The 12,449-nt window shown below is 70.3% G+C and carries 10 protein-coding genes; 3 read left to right on the top strand and 7 right to left on the bottom strand.

The features are described 5' to 3' along the window. Window positions 1-15: 15 nt before the first annotated feature. Both LLS1_RS03115 and LLS1_RS03110 read left to right on the top strand, forming a co-directional pair. Entirely contained in the window at window positions 16-1,161 is a 1,146-nt protein-coding gene (locus LLS1_RS03115; RefSeq protein WP_226653551.1) for a hypothetical protein, read from the top strand. A 143-nt stretch (window positions 1,162-1,304) separates the two neighbouring features. Then, window positions 1,305-1,844 carry a GNAT family N-acetyltransferase gene (locus LLS1_RS03110; protein WP_226653550.1) on the top strand — a complete coding sequence of 180 codons (540 nt, stop codon included), beginning with the start codon at window positions 1,305-1,307 and terminating at the stop codon, window positions 1,842-1,844. Window positions 1,845-1,895: 51 nt separating this feature from the next. On the opposite strand, the gene LLS1_RS03105 is transcribed toward LLS1_RS03110, so the two are convergent. The 7 genes from LLS1_RS03105 to LLS1_RS03075 form a co-directional block, all read right to left on the bottom strand. Beyond that, window positions 1,896-3,161, bottom strand: a complete 1,266-nt coding sequence (locus LLS1_RS03105) for a Glu/Leu/Phe/Val dehydrogenase (RefSeq protein WP_226653549.1) — start codon at window positions 3,159-3,161, stop codon at window positions 1,896-1,898. A 210-nt stretch (window positions 3,162-3,371) separates the two neighbouring features. Next, a complete protein-coding gene (locus tag LLS1_RS03100) occupies window positions 3,372-4,736 on the bottom strand; it encodes an NAD-dependent succinate-semialdehyde dehydrogenase (RefSeq protein ID WP_226653548.1) in 1,365 nt (454 codons plus the stop codon). A 129-nt stretch (window positions 4,737-4,865) separates the two neighbouring features. After that, the gene (locus LLS1_RS03095) at window positions 4,866-7,016 is read right to left on the bottom strand and encodes an APC family permease (protein WP_226653599.1); all 2,151 of its coding nucleotides are present in this window, start codon (window positions 7,014-7,016) and stop codon (window positions 4,866-4,868) included. Between the two features lie 279 nt (window positions 7,017-7,295). Then, window positions 7,296-7,937, bottom strand: a complete 642-nt coding sequence (locus tag LLS1_RS03090; protein ID WP_223358220.1) for a PadR family transcriptional regulator — start codon at window positions 7,935-7,937, stop codon at window positions 7,296-7,298. Beyond that, window positions 7,934-8,785: a DUF4097 family beta strand repeat-containing protein gene (locus LLS1_RS03085; protein WP_223358221.1), complete on the bottom strand. Its 852-nt coding sequence runs from the start codon at window positions 8,783-8,785 to the stop codon at window positions 7,934-7,936. The genes LLS1_RS03090 and LLS1_RS03085 overlap by 4 nt, the downstream gene beginning before the upstream one ends. 299 nt (window positions 8,786-9,084) lie before the next feature. Next, the gene (locus tag LLS1_RS03080) at window positions 9,085-9,678 is read right to left on the bottom strand and encodes an antibiotic biosynthesis monooxygenase (protein ID WP_223358222.1); all 594 of its coding nucleotides are present in this window, start codon (window positions 9,676-9,678) and stop codon (window positions 9,085-9,087) included. A gap of 68 nt (window positions 9,679-9,746) precedes the next feature. Then, window positions 9,747-10,799 carry a LacI family DNA-binding transcriptional regulator gene (locus LLS1_RS03075; protein WP_223358223.1) on the bottom strand — a complete coding sequence of 351 codons (1,053 nt, stop codon included), beginning with the start codon at window positions 10,797-10,799 and terminating at the stop codon, window positions 9,747-9,749. A 398-nt stretch (window positions 10,800-11,197) separates the two neighbouring features. Here LLS1_RS03075 and LLS1_RS03070 point away from each other — a divergent pair, with 398 nt between their 5' ends. Then, entirely contained in the window at window positions 11,198-12,448 is a 1,251-nt protein-coding gene (locus tag LLS1_RS03070; RefSeq protein WP_226653547.1) for an extracellular solute-binding protein, read from the top strand. The last annotated feature ends 1 nt before the right edge of the window (window position 12,449 follow it).

Raw genomic sequence — 12,449 nt, 5'->3', positions numbered from 1 at the left:
GGAAAGGCGTACGACGTGACGACACCTGGCATCCGGAACAGTGCGATCGGCGGGTGGGCCCCGCGCGTGCTCATCGGGGCGGTGATCCTGGCGGCGCTCCTGTCGATCGGGTTCGTGCTCTTCGGCGTGAGCGGCGAGACCCTGGGACGCGTGATCGCGACCAACATCACCCTGGTCGTGTTCGCCCTGCTCGTGTGGGTGGACTCGCTCATCGGCCGGTTCCGCCCCTCCTGGTTCGAGTTCGCGTCGCTCGCAGCGGACGCCTACCTGCTCCTCCTCTGGATCGGGATCATCTGGCTCGGACCCTTCACCGTCGGCGACCAGTTCGCCTCGTTCTTCCTCGCGATCGGCACGCTGCTGTGGGTGCGCGCCATGCTGGGCCTCGGCGACCTGCTGCGCCTCATCTGGAACCGCTGGCGCAGCCGCCCGACGGACATCTTCGCCGTCATCGCGCTCGTCGCCATCGCCGTCGTCGCCGTGCTCGTGACGCTTCCGGCGCCGCACTCGCTCAACGACCTGTGGGATTACGAGTTCTACGGCCGCGTCATCGGCGCCGTCAGCATCGTCGCCGCGGTGTGCTTCGTCCTCGTGCCGTTGTGGGGCCTCCTCGGCTCCCGCGACCAGCGCGTCGCCGCCGCGCAGGCGCAGGCCGCGGCTCGGTCCGGATACGGGCAGGCCCCCTCCGCGGGCGCCCCCTACGGACAGGCACCCTACGGACAGGCACCCTACGGACAGGCACCCTACGGACAGGCACCGTACGGGCAGGCCGCCAGCGCGGCCGCTCCGATCCCCGCCCCCGGTGCTCCGGCGGCTGCCGCGGCTCCGGCGGCTCCCGCGGCAGCCCCCGCAACGCCCGCCTCCCCGGCTGGCCCCGCTCCGACCTCCCCGGCGGCGCCCGCCCCCGTGGCACCCGCCCCCGCGGCACCCGCCTCCTCGGCACCCGCCCCCGCGGCACCCGCCTCCTCGGCACCCGCCCCCGCGGCCACCCCGTCCCAGCCGCTCGCCTGGCCGCGCCTGACCGACGGCACTCCGCTCGCCGCCGGTCCGGACGGCCGGCCCGACTTCCACGCCGTCCCGGCGGGGAAGCAGCTCGGCTGGCCGCTGCACGTGGACGGCACCCCCGTCCCCGCCGGTCCCGACGGAGCCCCGCTCTACCGCTGAGCCTCCGAGAGACGTGAGTCGTTGCGGGTGTGCACGCCGTCCCACCCGCGACGGCTCACGTCCGCGCGGGAAGAAAGCGGGCCGTGCGACGGTTGCGGAGGAGGACGTCACGCGACGGCGATGAGAGAGGCACCACGGCAGCGATGAGCACGACCGAGACACCCCCGACCTCCCCCACGACGCCGGGTGAGGACCTCGTCATCCGGCTCGCGGAGCCGGACGAGTACGAGGCCGTCGGTGCGCTCAGCTATGCCGCCTACCGCAACGACTACACGATCAGCGACGGCTACCGCGCCCAATTGGTCGACACCGCGGGCCGCACCGACGAGTACGAAGTCTGGGTCGCCGCGGAGGCCGACGGCACGCTGCTCGGGACCGTGTCCATCCTGCGCGCCGGCTTCGACCTCGGCGGCGCACTGCGGGAGGGGGAGCTGTACTTCCGGCTCCTCGCCGTGAGCCCGGACGCCCGGCGGCGCGGGATCGGCGCCCGGCTGACGACCTTCACCCTCGACGAGGCCCGGCGACGCGGTTACCGCGTGGTCGTGCTCAACAGCGGCGAGCACATGACCGGCGCGCACGCGCTGTACCGGGGACTCGGATTCGTGTCGGACCCCGACCGGGACATCCGCATCCACGACGACGACCACGAGATCGTGGTCCATCTCTTCGCGCGCGAGGTCTGACGACGGGGCGCCGCGCGCCGCACCTGTCAGGGGATGCGGCGCGCAACACGCTCAGGGGTAGAGACCGCGTAGGCGGTGGGCCTCCGCCACCCGCTCCACGGCGAGCGCCGTGGCGGCCGCGCGCAGCGTGAGATCGCGCGAACGGGCGGATTCCAGCACGTCGCGCCAGGTCGCGAGCATGCGCTCCTCGAGGCGGGCCTCCACCTCGTCGACGCGCCACCAGTACGCCTGGTTCGCCTGCACCCATTCGAAGTACGAGACGATGACGCCACCCGAGTTGGCGACGATGTCGGGGACGACGAGCTGACCGTTGGCGGCGAAGACCGCGTCGGCGGCGGCGGTGGTGGGGCCGTTGGCGCCTTCGACGATGACACGAGCGGTGACGCGCGGCGCGTTCTCCTCCGTGAGCACACCCTCGACCGCGGCGGGGACCAGGAGGTCGATGTCCAGTTCCAGCACCCGGCCGCTGTCGGCGGCGTCGGCGCCGATGTAGCCGACGACCGAGCCGGTGGCATCCACGTGAGCGGCCAGGCGCTCGGGGTCGAGCCCGGCGGGGTTGTGCACCGCACCGTACTGGTCGGCGACCGCGACGACCCGCACGCCGGCCTCGTGCAGGAAGAAGACGGCGTCGCGGCCGACCTTGCCGAAGCCCTGCACGACGGCGGTGGCGCCGGCCGGGGCGATGCCGCGGTGTCGCAGCGCGGCGAGCGCGATGTGTACCACGCCCCGGGAGGTGGCGCTGGCGCGGCCGAGGGATCCGCCGAGGCTGAGCGGCTTGCCCGTGACGACGCCGGGCACGGTGTAGCCCGAGACGACCGAGTAGGTGTCCATGATCCACGCCATGGTCTTCTCCGACGTCCCGATGTCGGGCGCCGGGATGTCGCGCTCCGGCCCGAGGATGGGCAGGATCTCGCTGGTGTAGCGGCGGGTGACGCGCTCGAGCTCCGCCTCGGAGTGCAGACGCGGGTCGATCCGTACGCCGCCCTTGGCGCCGCCGTACGGGATGTCGACGAGCGCGCACTTCCACGTCATCCACATCGCCAGTGCGCGCACCTCTTCGAGCGTGACGTTCGGGCTGTAGCGGAGGCCGCCCTTGGCGGGCCCGCGGGAGAAGTTGTGCTGCACACGGTGGCCCGTGAACACCGTCACGGACCCGTCGTCGGCGCGCAACGGCACGGCCACGGTCATCTCGCGACGTGGGGTGGCGAGCATGTCGCGGATCCCCTGGTCGTAGCCGAGGGTCGCGATGGCCCCGTCCAGCTGGGCGATCGCCTCCTCCAGCGGGTTCGCTTCCGTCCGATCCAACGTCAGGGCCACGGCTCCTCCTCAAGCTCTCGTGTGCTAGCCACGGTACGGAGACCCGGGCGGGAGGGTGGTCGACATGGTGTCGAATCGGGAGGCCGCGGATCGACAGGATGGCGAGCCGCGGGCTGCGGGCGTCGGCCGATCCCGAGCCGCCGAGCTGCCCGGGGGAAACACGAACGGCCGTCCCGGAATCCCGGGACGGCCGTTCGTATGCGCGGCGGGTCAGCCGATGCGGATGAGCTTCTTGTTCACGAACTCGTCGGCGCCGAAACGGCCGAGCTCACGGCCCGAGCCGGAGCGCTTCACGCCGCCGAACGGCAGCTCGGCGCCGTCGGCGAGGACGAGGTTGACGAAGACCATGCCGGCCTCGATCTGGTCCGCGACGCGGTTCGCCTGCTCCTCGTCGGTGGTGAAGAGGTAGGAGCCGAGACCGAACGGGGTGTCGTTGGCGATGCGGACGGCGTCGGCCTCGTCCTTCGCGCGGAACACCTGGGCGACCGGGCCGAAGAACTCCTCCTTCGACGCGGGGTTCTCGGGCGTGACGTCGGTCAGGACGGTCGTCTCGAAGAAAGCGCCGTTGCGGCCGCCGCCGCGCACCAGGGTGGCGCCGTTCTCGACGGCGCGCTTGACCTGCTCGTCGAGGTTCTCGGCGGCCTTGAGCGACGAGAGCGGGCCGAGGGCGGAGTCGGTGCTGGTGGGGTCGGTGGCCTCCACCTCGGCCAGCTTCGCGGTGAACTTCTCGAGGAAGGCGTCGTAGAGCTCGTCCGCGATGACGAATCGCTTCGCCGCGTTGCAGGACTGGCCGCTGTTGTCGAGGCGGGCGTCCACCGCGTTCTGCACGGTCGCGTCGAGATCGTCGGTGGAGAGCAGGATGAACGGATCGGAGCCGCCCAGCTCGAGCACGACCTTCTTGAGGTTGCGCCCGGCGATCTCGGCGACCGCCGCGCCGGCGCGCTCGGAGCCGGTAAGCGAGACGCCCTGGACGCGCGGATCGGCGATGACCTTCTCGATCTGGTCGTGACCGGCGTAGATGTTCACGTACGCGCCGACCGGGAAGCCCGCGTCGAGGAAGATCTTCTCGATGGCCGCCGCCGACTCCGGGCACTGCTCCGCGTGCTTCAGGAGGATGGTGTTGCCGATGACCAGGTTCGGTCCGGCGAAGCGGGCGACCTGGTAGTACGGGAAGTTCCAGGGCATGATGCCCAGCAGCACGCCGAGGGCCGAGCGGCGCACGACGGCCGACCCGTCGCCGTCGAGGAGCGTGATCGGCTCGTCCGTGAGGAACTCGCTCGCGTGGTCCGCGTAGTACTCGTAGATCGCGCCGGAGAAGTCGACCTCGCCCAGCGCCTGTTCCACGGGCTTGCCCATCTCGCGCACGATGATGTCGGCCAGCTCCTGCCGGCGCTCGACGTGCAACTCGCCCACGCGGCGGATGAGGGCGGCGCGCTCCTCGACCGTGGACGACTTCGACCAGCCGCGGTAGGCGTCGCTGGCGGCGGTGATGGCAGCCTCGAGCTCGGCGTCGCCGATCGGCTCGTAGGTCTTCACGGTCTCGCCGGTGGCGGGATTGGTCACGGCGTAGTTCATGGCGCTCCTCTTCTCCGATGAATGGCCTGCGGCCCTCTAGCGACCCTACGCGGGATCCGCGAGGATCGCCTCGACACCGCGTCCGAGTCCGAGGGCTCAGACCGACACAGTGTACAGAGCGGGAACGGGTCAGCGCTTGGCGCGGGCGGGCACCTTCGCGGCGGGCTCCGGGCCGGAGGGGGACGCCGCGGGAGCGGGTCCCGGTGAGTCGTGCGGCGCGGGAGGCGCGGGGGCGTCGTTATCCGGCTGCCCGACCGCGAGCGGCGTGGAGTGGATGTGGACGCGCGCGTGCGGCTTCGAGGCCGGCACCAGAGGGCGGCGGGCGATGGCGCGCACCGGTTCGCCGCGGCGGTCCTGCCCGGGGAGCGGGCGGGACCGGCGGCCGTAGATCAGCGACGACGAGTCGAGCAGCCAGGGCACGAGCGCGACGGTCACACCGTGGCAGAGCATCAGCATCTTGGCGAGCCGGCGGGCGCGGTGGTTGTGGAGCAGCCCTTCCCACCAGTGCCCGACGATGTACTGGGGCAGGTAGACGGTCGTGACCTCCGAGCCGTGCTCCTCGCGACGGTGCTTGAGGTACTTCACCAACGGGACGCCGAACTCGCGGTACGGCGACTCGATGATCGTGAGCGGCACGTGGATGTTCTGCTCGACCCACTGCTTCTGCAGCAGCTCCGTCGCCTCCTCCTCGATCGAGACGTGGATCGCCTCGATCGAGTCGTGGCGGGCGGCGATGGCGTAGTCGAGCGCTTTGAGGGCCGGCTTCTGCATCTTGCCGACCAGCACGATGGCGTGGTCGCCCACGGAGCCGAAGGTCGTGATCGGGTCGACCTCGATCTCCTTCTCCACGTCGCGGTAGTAGCGGTTCACGCCGAGCATGAGGAACCACAGGATCGGCATGAAGATGAAGACGAGGTACGCGCCGTGCGTGAACTTCGTGATCGTGACGACGATCAGCACGATCGCCGTCAGGCAGGCTCCGAACGCGTTGATGCACAGCGAGCGGACGATGCTGCTGCGCTCGCGGGCGGTCTGGCCGCCCTCTCGGAGCAGCGTGATCCAGTGCTTCACCATCCCGGACTGCCCGAGGGTGAACGAGACGAACACCCCGATGATGTACAGCTGGATGAGCTGGGTCAGGTTCGCCTGGTAGACGAGCAGCAGGGCCGTCGCGGCGAGCGCGAGGAGGATCATGCCGTTCGAGTAGACGAGGCGGTCGCCGCGGGTGTTGAGCGCCTTGGGGGCGTAGGAGTCGCGGGCGAGCACCGAACCCAGCAACGGGAAGCCGTTGAAGGCCGTGTTGGCGGCGAGCAGCAGGACGATCGCAGTGGCGGCCTGGATGAGGAAGAAGAAGAAGGTGTTGTTGCCGAAGGTCGCGGCGGCGATCTGCGCGATGAGGCTGCGCTGCGGGGAGGTGGCGCACTGCGCCCAGCCTTGCAGGTCGCACGGGTTCTCGGCGTAGTGCACGCCGCTGATCAGCGCGGTCGCGGTGAGCCCGGCGAACAGGACGATCGCGATGCCGCCCATGAGCCCGAGAGTCACGCGGGCGTTGCGGATCTTCGGGGTGCGGAAGGCGGGCACCCCGTTGGCGACGGCCTCCACACCGGTGAGGGCGGAGCAGCCGCTGGAGAACGCGCGGAGCAGGAGGAGCACCATCGCGGCCTGCGTCAGGCTGCTGGCGTGCACCTGGAAGCCGGCGGACTCGGCCACGGGGGCGTCGCCGAGCACGGTGCGGACGAGCGCCGTCACGATCATGAGGAAGACGCTGCCGATGAAGATGTAGGTGGGCAGCGCGAACGCCTTGCTCGACTCGCGGACGCCGCGCAGGTTCACCGCGGCGATGAGCACCACGCACAGCACCGCGAGCTCCGCCCGCCACGGTGCGAGGAACGGCAATGCCGAGATGACGTTGTCGACGCCCGACGCGACCGAGACGGCCACGGTGAGCACGTAGTCGACCAGGAGCGCGGAGGCGACGATGAGGCCGGCCTTCTCGCCGAGGTTCTTGTGCGCGACCTCGTAGTCGCCGCCTCCCGACGGGTAGGCCTTGACCAGCTGGCGGTAGCTGAGGACGACGGTGACGAGGAGCACGACGACGGCCGCGGCGACCCACGGGGCGAAGGTCAGGAACGAGAGCCCGCCCAGCAGCAGGATCATCAGCAGTTCCTGCGGAGCGTAGGCCACGCTCGACAGGGCGTCGGAGGCGAAGATGGGTAGGGCGAGGTGCTTCGGGAGCAGCTGTCCTTCGAGTTTCTCACTCGGAAGCGGGTCGCCGATCAACCAGCGCTTCGGGGATCTCCCCTCATTTGTCACGAGGGACGAGATTACTCGCTGCCAATACCCTGTCAAGTCGGCGCGTCGGGGCGGCGTCGGCTTGCGATTCCGCAAGGCTCGGGCTTCGCCTCCCCGTCCTCTCCGGATCGGCGGAAAAACGCGGCGGAACGGGGGCCCGGCACTCTCTCTGAGACCTCTCAGAATGTTCGCCGGGAGTTGCTGTGCATCCGCTCACGGGCACGCTTCCGCGCAGGTAGAACCTCAGCGACGACATCGCGTCCCCCGTCAGCGGCGCGCGAGCGCCTCCAGGACGGAGCGGCGAACGCGCACCAGCTCGTCCTTCAGCAGCGCGACCACGTCATCCGGCAGCGTGCCGCGCGAGGCCTGCAGCCGCAGCTCGGTGCGAAGCTCCTGCCGGAAGTCGTTCAAGGCGACGTCGGCCTCGCGGACGGCCGCGCCGGCCGCCATCCGGGCATCGCGCGTGGCCTCGCGGGCGGCGTCGCGTGCCTCCCGTCGCGGGTCAACTCGCGTGGCGTCCCGCCGATTCTGCCGGGCGGCGGAGGCCAGCTCGGCCCGCAGCGTGCGCATGGCGTCATCGACGCCCGCGCGCACCTCGTCGGCCAGCCGGCGCACCGAGTCGGTGACCTCGTCCTCGATCGCGTCGAGCTCGTGCTCCCGGGAGGCGAGCTCGCGCCGGCCCGCGTCGGTGATGGCGTAGACGGTCTTGCGGCCGTCCGCCTGCTTGGTGACCAGCCCCTCCTCCTCGAGCTTGGCGAGGCGCGGGTAGATCGTGCCGGCGCTCGGGGTGTACGTGCCGCCGAATCGGTCGGAGAGCGCCTGGATCAGCTCGTACCCGTGCCGCGGGGACTCCGCGAGGAGGCTGAGCAGATACAAGCGGAGGCTGCCGTGGGCGAAGACGGGGGTCACGCGGACGCCGCCTCGCCGTTGCGGCCCGCACCCTCCTGAGCCTCCCGTGGGCTGCGGAGCACCGAGACGCCGCCGGAGACCGAGTTGACGTTGATGTCGACCCAGGTGCCGTCGAGCGTGCCGGAGGTGCCGGTGTATCCCTTGCCGCCGTATCCGACGACGACCACGTCGTCCAGCTGCACACGGCCGGAGACCGTGTTGGCGCGGTAGCGCGCGCCGACGGCTTCCGGGATGCGGATGGTCGAGTCGCCCGAGACCGTGTTGATCGCGATCTCGTCCGGCGTGCCCGAGATGTCCGCCATCACGTCGCCGGAGACGCCGTCGACCGCGAGCTTGCGGATGGCGCCGCTCACGGTCACGTCGCCCGAGACCGTGTGCGCGTTGATGCGGCCGGTGTGGTCACGCACGGAGAGCTCACCGCTCACCGAGTTGAGCTCGATGTCCCCCACCAGCCCATCCGCGACCACGTCGCCCGAGACCGTGCTGAGGCGCGCGTCCGTCCGCAGGCCCGAGACGAGTGCCGTCGCCGAGACCACGCCGAACTTGAGTGCGACGTCGCGCGGCACCAGCACGCTGACGTCGGCCTTGGCGTTGGACCGCATCGACTTGAAGACCTCGATGAAGTTGTCCCAGCGCAGCTGCGGGTGGTCCACCTCCAGCCGGTCGCCGTCGATCGAGATCTTCAGATCCCGTCCCTGCACCGAGTGCACCTCGATGCGCGCTCCCGGCTCGTCGTGCCCGATCACGTCGATCTGCCCGCCGATGAACCCGACCTTCAGCGCGCGGACCAGCTCCACGTCGATCGTGCGGCTCTCGCCCGGCTGAACCAGCCACTTCTCCTGTGCCATCGTCCTGACCTCTCCGTTGTGCCGCTGCCACGCGGCGGTGCTGAGGAGGGTCCGGCCGGATCTCCCGGGCCCTCGGTGACTCGCGATATATCGCGATGTTGACGAGACTCACGATATATCGCGACTCGCGTCTCCTGCAACCCCGGCGCAGGGATTCGGGGTCGGATCAGGGTTCGCTCAGGGTCGCGCCAGCGGCGGTGCTTGCGCCTTCCAGGGGTCGCACATGGCCGGAATGTCGGAGGGAAAACGGCGGAATGCGACCCCGCTGACCGCTGGGCCCGCGGAGGACGCCGGCCGGCCTAGGCGCGCGGCTCGCGTCGCAGCCAGGGCTGCAGCAGCCGGGTGACGAACGGCAGGAGGAGGTAGGTCATCGTCGGAGTGAGACACAGCGTGCTGATCAGCACGGTCGCGAGCGGCCACAGCGAATGCCAGCCCGGGACGAACGTGACAGTCAGCCAGGTGAAGAGGAGCGACAGCGGGAAGAAGCCGAGCCAGATCGTCACGGCCTGCTTCCAGCGGGGAGGCGCCGCGGGCACACCCGGCTGGGGCGCGTCGAACCATCCCTCGATCCCGGTGCGGCGCTCGACGCGCGAGACCTCGACCAGCTCACGGCCGTCGTAGAGCCAGGACGTGCGGTCGTCGGATGCCTCCCAGGCCTCGAGCGTCTCCGCATCGGCGAAACGGTAGAGCATGTGCCACTCGTCGGAGTCGGCGTGCGCGCGCACCCATCCCGAACCGAGGAAGCCGTCGTAGGTGTTGGCCAGGTTCACGCCCGACTGCACCCACCGGGTGACCTCGGGCAGGCGATTGCCGTCCACGCGACGGGTGATGGACACGGTGATCGGGAGGCGGTGCGCTTGTGGCGCATCCCGCAGCGACTCTTGTGGAGACATGCCTCCATTGTCTCCGCCGCGCGTTACACCGGTGTTTCGGGGAGTGGACGAGCGCGGTGCGGCGCTGCTCAGCGCGGAGCGATGAGAGCGGGGCCATCGCGGACCACGAGGCGCGGGGCCACGAGCCGGTGGCGGGGATCCGAGAGATCGCTGCCGGCGGTGACGCGGCCTCCGTGCACACCCGTCAGCAGTTCGAGCACGCCGCCGGCGACCTCCTCGAGCGGCTGCTCGACGCTGGAGTAGCCGAGCGATGCGGCGACGGGCGTGTTGTCGTACCCGACGACGGGGACACGGGTGCCGACCACCGTCAGCGCCCCGAGGGCGAGGGAGTCGGAGGTGCAGACGACCGCGTCGACGCCTTCGGCGCCCGCGGCGACCTCCAGCCGTCGCATGGCTTCCGCGCCGAAGGTCACGCCGTCCTCCGCGATCGCCTGGAGAGCGGGGAGGTCCGCCTCCGGTACGGTGCCTGCGTCGCGCATCGCCTCGAGCCATCCGGCCCGACGGTCGTCACCGGTGCCCGAGCCGTCCGGCCAGCCGAGGAAGCCGACGCGGCGCGCGCCGTGCTGGAGGAGGTGCGCCGTCGCATCCCGGAGGCCGGAGCGTCCGTCGACGTCGACCCAGAGGTGCTCCGGATCGGTCATGTCGTCGATGCCCCACGGGCGCCCGAACGTGACGAAGGGCTGGCCGTGCTCGATCAGCCATTCGGTGCGCGGATCGCCATGGAAGGTGGAGGTGAGCACGAAGCCGTCGACGTCCGCCGCGTCGGAGAGGCGGCGGAATTGCCTGATCTCGTCGTCGGGACTGTCGGCCGTGAACAGCAGGACGCGCAGGCCCTTGCGGTCCGCCTGCTCGGTGAGCGCGTGCAGGAAGCGGTCGAGGATGCTGCCCGAGATGCCGTCCTGCGTGATCGGATCGAGGCGGATCCCGATCGTCGAGCTCTTCTGGGTGCGCAGGCGGCGGGCAGAGGCGTGCGGGCGGTAGCCGAGGCGCACGATCGCGTCCTGCACGCGCTCCCGGGTCGCCGGGCGGACGACCTCGGGCGCGTTGAGCACGTTCGAGACCGTCTGACGGGAGACGCCTGCCGCGTCGGCGACATCGCTGACGGTGGGCTGGGACCCCATGGCGGCCTCCTCTCGGCTCGGTGCTGGCTGTCCTAGACCCTACCGTCCGCCCGCTTGACAGGTCAGGAGGCCCATGGTTATGGTGACAACACTCCAATTTGATCGTTCAAATGGACGCTAGCACGACGAGATTTGATCGTTCAAGGACGATTGCACCACGGACCAGAGGAGGTCGGATGCCCGCACCGAGGCGCAGCGTCCCTCCCCTGGCACACACACTGGCCGCATCCATGCCGCCGGATTCTTCGCGGGTCCGCTGGGCTACTGTCGGCGGCGCCGCGCCCTCTGGCACGGCGTGCTCCACAGCCCCGTCGCCGACCTGACCCCTCCACACTTTCCCGACCCCACCCTCTGCGTGCCCGCCTGGCTGGCACGCTCACACCAAGGAGAGAAAACACATGCGCAAGAACACCAACCGGTGGATCGCGAGCGGCGCCGTCGCCGTCGCGACCGCCTTGGCGCTGACGGCCTGCGGGTCCGGCTTCAGCGGCAGCAGCAGCAGCGACTCGGGCAAGCTCACGTCGTCCGATAAGGCGCTCACCGTCATGATCGGCTCGTCCGGCGACGCGGAGACGACCGCGGTCAAGTCCGCGGTCTCCGACTGGTCGAAGAGCTCCGGGACCAAGGCGTCCGTCGTGGCGGCGACCGACCTCAACCAGCAGCTCTCGCAGGGCTTCGCGGCGAAGAAGCCGGCGGACGTCTTCTACCTCTCGACCGACGCCCTGGCCGGCTACGCGTCCAACGGCTCGCTGCTCGCCTACGGCGACCAGCTGAGCAACAAGGACGACTTCTACCCAAGCCTGGTCACGTCCTTCACCTACGACGGCAAGTTCTACTGCGCGCCGAAGGACTTCTCGACCCTCCAGCTCATCATCAACACGGACATGTGGAAGGCGGCCGGCCTGACCGACGCCGACATCCCGAAGACGTGGGACCAGCTCGAGTCCGTGAGCAAGAAGCTGACCACCGCCGACCACGTCGGCCTCGGCATCTCCGGCGAGTACGCCCGCATCGGGTCCTTCATGGTCCAGGCCGGCGGCAACCTCATGAACGACGACTCCACCAAGGCGACCGCGAACAGCGACGCGAACGTGAAGGCGCTCGACTACGTCAAGACGCTGCTCGACGGCGGCGAGCTCAAGTACGCCAAGGACCTCGGCGCGGGCTGGGGCGGCGAGGCCTTCGGCAAGGGCCTCGCGGCCATGACCATCGAGGGCAACTGGATCACCGGTGCGATGACCGCCGACTACCCCGGCATCAAGTACCAGGTGGCCGAGCTGCCCGCCGGCCCCGCCGGCCAGGGCACTCTGCAGTTCACCAACTGCTGGGGCATCGCCGCCGACAGCCCCAACCAGGCTGCCGCGCTCAAGCTCGTCGAGAAGCTGACCAGCAAGGACGACCAGCTCGCCTTCTCGAAGGCGTTCGGCCCGATGCCGTCCATCAAGTCGGCCGCCGACGAGTGGAAGTCGGCCAACCCCGAGCTCGTTCCGTTCCTCTCCGCCGCCGACTACGCCAAGGGCGTGCCGACCGCGAAGGGCTCGGCCGATGTCGTCACCGACCTCAACAGCAAGCTGGAGTCGCTGGCCACGGGTGACCCGAAGGCCATCCTGGACGCGACCCAGAAGAACCTCGAAGCACTGCTGAAGTAGG

Origin of the sequence: Leifsonia sp. LS1, assembly GCF_020521355.1 — a bacterium.
Taxonomy (GTDB): domain Bacteria; phylum Actinomycetota; class Actinomycetes; order Actinomycetales; family Microbacteriaceae; genus Leifsonia.
This window is presented reverse-complemented; position numbering and strand designations above follow the sequence as displayed.

What these genes read in the sequence shown, in the direction of transcription:
- LLS1_RS03085 (WP_223358221.1), bottom strand. Translation starts at nt 8,785, where the DNA reads ATGGCACAGGAGAAGTGGCTGGTTCAGCCGGGCGAGAGCCGCACGATC.
- LLS1_RS03080 (WP_223358222.1), bottom strand. Translation starts at nt 9,678, where the DNA reads ATGTCTCCACAAGAGTCGCTGCGGGATGCGCCACAAGCGCACCGCCTC.
- LLS1_RS03070 (WP_226653547.1), top strand. Translation starts at nt 11,198, where the DNA reads ATGCGCAAGAACACCAACCGGTGGATCGCGAGCGGCGCCGTCGCCGTC.
- LLS1_RS03075 (WP_223358223.1), bottom strand. Translation starts at nt 10,799, where the DNA reads ATGGGGTCCCAGCCCACCGTCAGCGATGTCGCCGACGCGGCAGGCGTC.
- LLS1_RS03110 (WP_226653550.1), top strand. Translation starts at nt 1,305, where the DNA reads ATGAGCACGACCGAGACACCCCCGACCTCCCCCACGACGCCGGGTGAG.
- LLS1_RS03100 (WP_226653548.1), bottom strand. Translation starts at nt 4,736, where the DNA reads ATGAACTACGCCGTGACCAATCCCGCCACCGGCGAGACCGTGAAGACC.